This is a genomic window from Pseudoalteromonas rubra, from assembly GCF_004212645.1.
Taxonomy (GTDB): Bacteria; Pseudomonadota; Gammaproteobacteria; order Enterobacterales; family Alteromonadaceae; genus Pseudoalteromonas; species Pseudoalteromonas rubra_G.
Genome location: NZ_PPUZ01000160.1, coordinates 1 through 221 on the forward strand (window position 1 = coordinate 1; position 221 = coordinate 221).

The 221-nt window shown below is 49.3% G+C and carries 1 tRNA gene; it reads left to right on the forward strand.

What is annotated here, in order from left to right:
• The first annotated feature begins 28 nt into the window (after window positions 1–28).
• A tRNA-Val gene (locus tag C3B51_RS23190) sits at window positions 29–105 on the forward strand.
• Window positions 106–221 lie beyond the last annotated feature (116 nt).

Consider the following 221-nt stretch of genomic DNA (forward strand, 5'->3'; position numbering starts at 1 on the left):
TTGAATAGGTTAAAACTCATATCTCAGTACGACCGTAGCTCAGTTGGTTAGAGCACCACCTTGACATGGTGGGGGTCGGTGGTTCGAATCCACTCGGTCGTACCAACTTATTCCACAACTTCAATCTCATTTTTCTGTAAGACCCTAGCTCAGCTGGTCAGAACACCACCACTCTCTATGGCCCGGTCCAATGGTCGGTGGTTCGAATCCACTCGGTCGTA